The following is a 7,856-nucleotide window of genomic DNA, read 5'->3' as shown; positions in this document are numbered from 1 at the left end:
TGCTGATCTTTTCGAGCCCCTCTACCGCCTTATTCCATTTCTCCGTAGGTATGTTCTTGAGCGAGGCCTCGAGATTGGATACTTCGCAATGGATCCGGGTCACTTTCTTGATACGGTCGGTTTCCAGCCAAAAATATTTGCCTTGATGCTTCCCGAAATTCGCCATGGGGAGGCGGAGCCGATGAACCACCAATTCCAAATCCAGAATGATTTCCGCCTGCATCGCGATCGTTTTTTCGAAGGTGATTACGGCGGTGGTGAGCCCCGATCCTTTCATCCGCCACAACACGCGGCCGACCAGGAACTTGTTCAGTAGATTCCCCAGCTTCCCGTCGTCCAGGGAGATCAGGGATTTCTTCACGGAATAACTCTCGCTTCCCCCCAGGAACATGCGGTCGGACCAGGTGTTCTCTTCGCCTTCCTCTTTCAGGTAATCCAGACCATAGCGGCTGAGCAGGGAATCTTCCAGGAGATCGGATTCGTCCTCCAACCAGGACTTCTCCAGCGGTTCGAAATCCTTCTCCTCCGAGGCGAAAGCGTCCTCGCGGGCCTCGCGGAATGGGCCTGTCAGCATCCAGGCGTAGAAGAAGGCCTCTTCGGCTTCGGCTGCGCCCATCAGCTTGCGCATCTTCTGCTCTTGCTCGTGCCGGAAGGCTTCCACCTCGCCCATGGCCACCCAATTCTCCACCTTCTCTTCCTTCTTGGAAATCTGCCAGAGGAAATCGGCGATGTAGCGTTTGGCTGCGGTGGTCTCTTCGCCCGTGAACTTTAGGTAGTCTTCCCGGGCCTTCTGGGCGCGGGCCCGCGCCTTTTTGGCGATGAGGCGGGAGTCCGGCAAATCGATGGCGGCCGGCAGCTTGTCGACCTGGGCCAAGGCGCCTTTCGGGATCTCCAAGGCGCGCCGCTTCAGGGCGGCCTGCCCCTTGGATGTCGTATAGAAATCGATGCGCTTGTAGGGCAATTGGGAATCGGATAGGAAGACGAAATGCTGATCGGCCGAGGTCAGGTAGAAGATTTTCTTGGTGACCGTCGCGGGGCGGGGGAATTGCTTCGCCCATTTCTGCTTATCCGCCGGCAGCCAGGATACGCATTTGCATGGTTGTTGATCGCCGTCCGCCTTCACCTGGATTTCGGCATCGAGGGCAAGGCCGCCGCTTTCGCGCGTACGGAACACGTAAATCCACCTATCGCTGGCGACCTTGGGTTTCCCCCAGCCTTTCTTCTCCAGGTCCTGGGACGCGGGCCAGGATTGCAGAGCTTGTTGGAATTCGCCCGGTAAGATCGACCTTACGGGTTTGCCTTCCACGCTGGCATGGTCCTGAGACAGCAAATCAGCATCGAGGCATTTCAATTCCTCATGCGCCCGGAAGATCACGGGAACGAGGGGAAGCTTGTGGGCGCGGCCGGTGGCCAGGGCCGCTGCATAGGTTTGGGTGGATTCATTCGACATGGCTTTTTCCTTCCCAGGCGGCGAGCGAATAGGGTCGCGGCAATGCCGTCGCGATCATGTAAGGATATCCAGCAGCAGAATGCGGCCAGCGCCGGGCGAAGCGACTTTCAAGATTCCATCGGCGGGGATATCCATGGTTTTCTCGGAGCCATCGGGCATCTGCAATTTCGCCTTTCCCTGGATGGGCCCGAAGTCCACTTCCACCCAACTCACGTACTCGAGGGGAGCGGATAGCGCGCGGACGCCGAGGCAGCCTAATTCGAAAAGGTACCGCATGGGGGAGTATTCCTCGCCGTCCCGGGCTATGTCCCTCTTAATCAGATGACGGGGCTCCCACGAGGGCGGGGTGAACTTCCAGATATAGGACGCCTTGCCGCCTTCGATTTTGCCCTGGGCCGAGCGGATGAAGGTGGGTTCCGGCTTGCCTTCGTCCAGGTAGAGGGCGAAGGTGCAGGGCGTGCCTTCGGGCGGGCCTTCGATCTTCCCCGTCAGCTCGATGCGATCGGCTTGGTCGAACGACTTCATCTCCGCGCCCTTCTCGTCCAGGAACTTCAGGCCGCTGATTTTCACCGGCGGGCCTACCTTGAGCCGCGGGCTGACCGCCTTGAGGCCATGGGGGGATAGCTCGGCCTCGTAGTACATGCCGCCGGTCTTGTTGGGCTTGGAGGCGGTGAATGGGGCGCGGTATAGATTGGAGTAGACCTTCCCTTTCACGGTGTCGATGGTTTTCCCTTCCAGATCCTTCACGGTGATCTGGATGTCCGATCCCTCGGCTACGTAGAGCGTCGTCACCTCGATCGGCACGGTGCCGCCCGCGGCGATCTCGGCCAATTCCCAGGAGGCCGCCAGGATTTGGGACTTGAGCTGGACCTTGAGGACTTGATCGGTTTGGCCGTTCATTTCGGGCATGGGATCATCTCCTTAGAGTGCAACAGGAGGAGGATTCAATTCCGCCTCGGCCAAATCCCCGGGTTCACGGACCCGATAGGATTTCGCCTGAATGCGCCAAGCGACGGCCGGATCCATCTTCGCGGCTTGGGCCCGCTTGCCAAAGGCGATCAGCGCAAGTCCCCATACGCGCAGGTCGGCGGGCGCGGCCAGCTTATCGAGACCTGGGCCCGTAGCGAAGCTCACCGGCGCCCAGTCGGAATTGGTTAACTCATAAATGGCCCGTGACAGTCCCAAGGGAGGCTGATTCGCCTTCGTGCATTCGACGGCCAACGTCTTCCAGGCCGCAAGGAACCTCTGGGCGGATTCGAGATCGCGGTCCGCCTTTCCGGGAGGCGAGTAGTGTTTATAGGTAGAGAGGAAAATCAGGTTTGCGGTTTCCTTTCCCGAGATCGTATCCGCCCCGGTAGCGAAGGCTTTTTCCAAGGCGGCTTTCCAGGGTCCGGCGGCTTCCCGGGCGCGCGCAAGGCTATCCTGGCGCGCTTGGAATCGCTTCATGAGTTTCGGCTCGGGCGGAGACGAACGGGCCTCTTGCGAAATGAATACACCTAAGGCCAGGAAGGCGATGTTGAGCGCGGCCCTCATGGTTTGAATTCCACTTTCAAAACGCCGTCCTCTTCATGGGCATGTCCCAGCCGCATCGGGAGCGAACGCCACATGTCCCTGGATTTGATCGTTTTGGCCGCTCATTTCGGGCATGGTGATCCTCAGAACTTTACCGGAGCAGGTTGCAGATTCGCCTTGGCCAGATCCCCGGGTTCTCGGACCAGGTAGGATTCCGCCTGGAGATCCCAGGAGGCGGCCGGATCCATCCCCTCAGCCTTAGCCCGTTTGCCGAAGGCGATGAGCGCCAGCCCCCATTCGCGCAGGTCGGCGGGTTCGGAGAGTTTGTCTAACCCCGGGCCTAGGGTTACGCTCACGGGCGCCCAGTCCGAATTGGTCAATTGGTATATGGCCTGTGTTAGTTCCAGGGGTGAAAGCTTCGCCTTCACGCATTCACCCGAGAGCTTCTTCCAGGCCGCATAGAATCGCCGCGCGGCTTTGAGATCGCGGTCCGCCTTTTCAGGTAACGGGTAATGCTTATATGTGGACAGGAAAATCAAGTCCGCGGCTTTTCGTCCCAAGGCGGTGTCCGACTCCTTGGCGAAGGCTCTTTCCAAGGCCCGCTTCCATGGGCCGGCGGCTTCCCGGACCCGGGCCAAGCTGTCCTGGAGCGCTCGAAATTGCTTAATGAGTTTCGGATCGGGCGGGGCCGAACGGGCCTCTTGCGACATGAATACGCCTAAAGTTAGGGCGGCTATGACGAACGCGGCCCTCATACCTTGAACTCCACTCTCAGGATAGCTTCCTCTGCATGAGACAGCCCTAGCCAAAAGCGTCCCGAGGCATCCAGGTAGGGCGGCGAGCTGATGCGCTGGCGGGGCAGGGGAACGCGGAAAAGGATGGTCCCCCGCTCATCCAGCAGGACCAGGGCGCCGCCATCGACGAAGGCGCATCCGTTCCGGTAAACCAGGAAAGAGGGTGCTTTCTCATGCTCCGTCTGGAGCGCTTGGGACCAGATCCGATCTCCTCGGGGTCCCAGCTTCACCAGCCGTTTTTCGCTCATGAGATAGCGGGAGCCGTCGGGACCGAACACCGCTTGTCCTTGGGCCTGGGCACCGGTTAGGGTGTAGTCAAGGATCTCCGTGCCGCCGGCTTCGTACTCCCGGTAAATCCAGCGTTCATCCGCATCTTGGGCGAATCCGCCGACGCTTCCCGTTTCGGCGCAGGCGGAAAGGTTCCAAAGCCCCCGGGGCAGGTTGATTTCCTTCCGAACGGTTCCGTCGGGAAGGAGGATGGTGAGGCCGCCATCGCCAGCGGCATAGAGGAGCCCGCCGAGCTGGACCATGGAATTAACATAACCGGGCCGCGCGGATCGGGAGACGACTTCAAGACCGGGTAGGGGGATTTCGTTATCCGGATCGGGTTCCGCGTCGGGATCCGGCGGTGCGGGCGGACGTTCCTTGACCACGTTCAGGAGGAGTTCCGGAGCCCACTGGCGGGCCCCTCCCGAAAAAGCGTAGGCCAGGGCCACGCTCGCCCCCACGGGGAAGACCCCCAGGCAGGTCGTCCAGGCGCCGCCCCGCGGCACCACGGTGTCTTCCACGATGGGATTGAAGGCCGCATCATACTTGCGGACGGGGCCATCATGGGTGGCCCAGGCTCCGTCCTTTAGCAGGAGAACTGCCGGGCCGGCAGGTAAGGCGCCAATCAACTTATGGCTCGTCAGGTCCGGGGCATAGATATGCATCGCTTCGCCCGAGTATAGGCAAATCGAATCCCCATGCTCGTGGACGAAGAGGGTTTTCTCGCCTGCGAAATCGGGAAGCGCGATGGGTACCACTCGATCCGGTTTTCCCGCCACGGCATGATCGATATACAGATTGCGTTGCGGGTTTCCGGCCGAGCAGTTGAAGTCCATGGCCTAGAAGTCCTTGATGGAGTAGCCGCTGCCGATGCCGGCGGCTCCCAGATGGGTGTTGGCCCAATCCCGGAGGAAACCGAGATCGGAATTCTTGAGGGTCGTCTTCTCCGTCACGCTTGCCCGGCGCAGCAGAGACGCGGCCTGGATTTTAGCCGCCTGGAGCCCGAGCATAAAGCGGAACCAGGGGATGGGATGGGAATTCTCATCGACGTCGAAGATATTGGCCTGGAAACCGGCGGTGTGGTAACTCGGGGGGAGGGGGCGTTGGGCCGGATTGTGGCGCCAGGCGGTGATGTCGAAGTGGGGCTGGATATGCGTCCCCGGACTCTGCCACATTTTGTTCTCCTCGCTGTCGGCGCCTTCGTGGAAGTAAAGACGGAAGAGGAGATAAATCTTTTTGAAATAGGTTGAGTTGGAGGTACCTAAGTATTTCTTGCGGTTGATCAAGCTGGAGATGGCATCGTAGCGCGCCTTGATGAAGTTCTCCTTATCGACGGGCTGCCAAACGGCGGAGCCGACGTCCTGGAAGGCCCATCTGACGTAAAGGCAAACGCATAGTATGGCGTCGAATTCCTGGTTGGGGACGAGCACCTTAAGGGTTTGATCGTTTCCGACCTTGTACAAGACGAGATCCATGTTTCCCGTCGTCCCATGGGACACCGCATTCTGCCCGAGAACGGGGATGTAGTGGATGTGCTTGGTCTCGGTTGTCAGGAAGTTGCGATCGCCGGGAGCGGGCGGCAATGTGATTGGGCGGGGAGGGATGTAATATTCGCTGCGACCGCTTTTGGCAAGAAATCGGACGTTACCGGTCAGCGCCCTGATGGCGGGATCGGTATTCATCCAGTTCACGTGATGGAAAAGTTGCCGGTGGCGGAAGCCCATGCACTGCGGACCCATGAGGCTGCCGGAGTCTTCTGCCAACGGATTGCCCTTCACCCATTGGTTGAAGCGGGGAACGATCGGCGGCGTCCATCCCTGGATCCAAGCATCCGGCGGTTCGATATAGTCGTCGTCCAGGCCGCAGGCATGGCCCATTTCATGCGCGGCGGTAAACCATCCCCCCGGATTCGTCTGCCAGCCTCTGTTCGTGGCCTGCCAACTATCCGCGGCGAAGCTGGCTTTAGTGAGCTCCATATTGTCCCGCTCCCTGCCATTGTGCACGCTCACGCTGCACTTGGCCGAAGGGGTATCCCAGACTACGAAATGCTTGAGGACCTTGGTCCGTTGATGAGTGCGCTTTTCTTTATCGATCACCTCGAAGTCCGGTTCCTCGTGCCGCTTCTTCCCATACACCATGCCGAATTTTTTGTACTTCACGATGGCGGCGTCGACTATGGCGATATTCGCTCCCGTGGTCGATGCACTACGGGCCAGCTTGCAGGACCAATACACGATTAAGTAGGAAACGACCTTGCCGTCGCGATAATCCACGCCGTGGAAATAATTCTCCTGGAGATTGCCGGCGCCGGGGACGAGCGGTTCCTGGATATCCCGGGTCACCTGCGAACCAAGCACCGCGGCGCGCAGGCCGGCCCCCGCGAGGTTGGCCGGTACGCGGGCATGATGCCCGAAGTAATAGTTTCCCCTGAGATGGATGGCGAAGGCCGCGTCATCGCGGATGGCGAAGTAATTCGCCCCGGCGTTGCGGGCCATCGAGAGGTAAGGCTGGTCCGGATCCGGATCGCGTACCTCGCCGTCCAATCCGAAGACGGCGTAGCGATCCGTCGGGGCGATGGCTTCGAGTGCCGTACCATTGCTTTGCAACAGCACCATGTCGTCCAGGATCGCCTGCAAGGGATCTCCGGCGGGAATGGCGGTATTGCCGGCGGGATAGCATCCCAGGGTTGCGGGCAAGCCTTTCCAGGCATGTAAAACGTTCATGTTGCCGCCGCGGCGGAATTGGGCTTCCCGCGAGGTCCAGAAATCCGGCAGGTCGTACCATTTGAACCGGTCCGGATAGGCGAGCGCGCCTACTTCCGCCCTGGGCTTGGCCTGGACCACCGGGGCGGCCTTGTCGTTCTTGGTGAAAACCCAGAGGTCCTTATGGTCCATCTGGAATTGCACTTCCGCGTGCGGGGGATCTTTCGCCAGCACCGGTACCAGGTAGGCGGCCCCCTGCATCACGGACACGCGCCGCCGATAGAAGGCTTCCGTCAAGGCGGCTTCCGTCGCCGCGTTGCGACGGCCGTTGGCTTCCAGCTTATGCTTCTTCTGGAATTTTTCTATCGCGGCGCGGGTGGCGGCATCTTCCGTTTCGTTGATATCGCCCTTGTAGAATCCCAACCAGCGCAGCCTTTGCTTGATTCCGGTCACCGTGGCCACGGGCTGGAAGGCGCCGACCATGCCGAGGGATTCCAGGGCTTCCGCCGGCGTCTGGTTGCCGAGGCGAGGCTGCACGCAAAGGCCTCGGGGGATATCGGCCAGGGCATGGGTCAGGATGTCGTAGAAGCGGAACTGCAACGGGTACCAGTGGAGATTCAGGGTGAAGAGAAGAGGCGCGCCTTTGGTCCCCGCTCCCGTTCCCGCGTAATTGGCGAAGCGCCCATGGGCGAATCCGGTGATGGCGCCGTATTTGAAATGGCCCTGGGACGTGCGCATCTCCAAGGGGATTTCGAACAGGTCCCGCTTATCGGTCATGCCGAGCGAATCCGCCTTGACCGGCTTCCCATTGCCGATATCCAGGTAAGTGCGCGCATCGAGGCGCAGGCCGAAGCTGAAGTCCTGCGGGGGATTGGGCCCGGTAGGCTTTCGGGTGAAGGTCAGGGCCGCCTTTCCCTGGGAGTCCAACTTGACCGGATCGCCCACGGTGGCGTCGCGATTGAACAAATGGGCTTTGATTCCCTTGGGCAGGGCGATGGCCGCCCCGCTCAGGGGATTGAGCATCTGGAATTTCACATGAAAGGTATGCTTGTCCAGCTTGATGCGGGTTTTGCCGCCTACGGGAGCATGGGTGGGAGCCTGGGTCGCAGGCGCGCCTCCGCGCGGGGCCAT

At 60.3% G+C, this 7,856-nt stretch carries 6 protein-coding genes; all 6 read right to left on the bottom strand.

Going from position 1 to position 7,856, the window contains the following annotated elements; translation table 11 throughout:
• Positions 1-1,450 (bottom strand): hypothetical protein (locus tag JF616_20940; GenBank protein MBW8890228.1); only part of this gene is annotated, 1,450 nt, incomplete at its 3' end.
• A gap of 54 nt (positions 1,451-1,504) precedes the next feature.
• On the bottom strand, positions 1,505-2,359 hold the full coding sequence (locus tag JF616_20935) for a hypothetical protein (GenBank protein ID MBW8890227.1): 855 nt from the start codon (positions 2,357-2,359) through the stop codon (positions 1,505-1,507).
• A gap of 12 nt (positions 2,360-2,371) precedes the next feature.
• Positions 2,372-2,983: a hypothetical protein gene (locus JF616_20930; protein ID MBW8890226.1), complete on the bottom strand. Its 612-nt coding sequence runs from the start codon at positions 2,981-2,983 to the stop codon at positions 2,372-2,374.
• Positions 2,984-3,105: 122 nt separating this feature from the next.
• The gene (locus JF616_20925) at positions 3,106-3,717 is read right to left on the bottom strand and encodes a hypothetical protein (protein ID MBW8890225.1); all 612 of its coding nucleotides are present in this window, start codon (positions 3,715-3,717) and stop codon (positions 3,106-3,108) included.
• Positions 3,714-4,859, bottom strand: coding sequence for a hypothetical protein (locus JF616_20920; protein MBW8890224.1), 1,146 nt, complete (start codon positions 4,857-4,859; stop codon positions 3,714-3,716). The genes JF616_20925 and JF616_20920 overlap by 4 nt, the downstream gene beginning before the upstream one ends.
• A 3-nt stretch (positions 4,860-4,862) precedes the next feature.
• The gene (locus tag JF616_20915) at positions 4,863-7,856 is read right to left on the bottom strand and encodes a peptidoglycan-binding protein (GenBank protein ID MBW8890223.1); all 2,994 of its coding nucleotides are present in this window, start codon (positions 7,854-7,856) and stop codon (positions 4,863-4,865) included.

The organism is Fibrobacterota bacterium (assembly GCA_019509785.1).
In the GTDB taxonomy this organism is placed as follows: domain Bacteria; phylum Fibrobacterota; class Fibrobacteria; order UBA11236; family UBA11236; genus Chersky-265.
This window is presented reverse-complemented; position numbering and strand designations above follow the sequence as displayed.

Bases quoted from the DNA above. Each gene is read 5' to 3' on its own strand.
- JF616_20930 (MBW8890226.1), bottom strand. From the start codon at position 2,983: ATGAGGGCCGCGCTCAACATCGCCTTCCTGGCCTTAGGTGTATTCATT.
- JF616_20915 (MBW8890223.1), bottom strand. From the start codon at position 7,856: ATGGCCCCGCGCGGAGGCGCGCCTGCGACCCAGGCTCCCACCCATGCT.
- JF616_20925 (MBW8890225.1), bottom strand. From the start codon at position 3,717: ATGAGGGCCGCGTTCGTCATAGCCGCCCTAACTTTAGGCGTATTCATG.
- JF616_20920 (MBW8890224.1), bottom strand. From the start codon at position 4,859: ATGGACTTCAACTGCTCGGCCGGAAACCCGCAACGCAATCTGTATATC.
- JF616_20935 (MBW8890227.1), bottom strand. From the start codon at position 2,359: ATGCCCGAAATGAACGGCCAAACCGATCAAGTCCTCAAGGTCCAGCTC.